This is a genomic window from Elizabethkingia argenteiflava, assembly GCF_009904105.1.
GTDB classification, from domain to species: Bacteria; Bacteroidota; Bacteroidia; order Flavobacteriales; family Weeksellaceae; genus Elizabethkingia; species Elizabethkingia argenteiflava.
Map to the genome: position 1 here is coordinate 1 of NZ_JAAABJ010000586.1, position 346 is coordinate 346.

The following is a 346-nucleotide window of genomic DNA, read 5'->3' on the forward strand; positions in this document are numbered from 1 at the left end:
AAAAAATAATCTAGCATTATGTCTTTTATATACATCATTAGATAACAGGTGATTAAAAACAAGAAAAAAATACTATATTGGAAACAAAAAAAACTATTAAGAGGCTGTTTAAATTTGTGTAGAAAATTTAGTTAGGAAGGTTTTCAGAAGTTGGATATTTGGAAAAAAAGGAATGAAATACCTAACTGATCTAACTGAAAACCAATGTCAATATATAAATAAAACGCTGAATCTGAAAGATAGAAAGCGAAAACATCCTTTGATCCTGATTTGGAATGCGTTAATGTACCTGATAAAAACAGGCTGTCAATGGCGTATGCTGCCAAAGAACTTTCCGAAATGGCAA

The 346-nt window shown here is 29.8% G+C and carries 1 protein-coding gene; it reads left to right on the forward strand.

Going from position 1 to position 346, the window contains the following annotated elements:
* Positions 1-172: 172 nt before the first annotated feature.
* Positions 173-346 (forward strand): transposase (locus tag GNY06_RS09645; protein WP_166519886.1); only part of this gene is annotated, 174 nt, incomplete at its 3' end.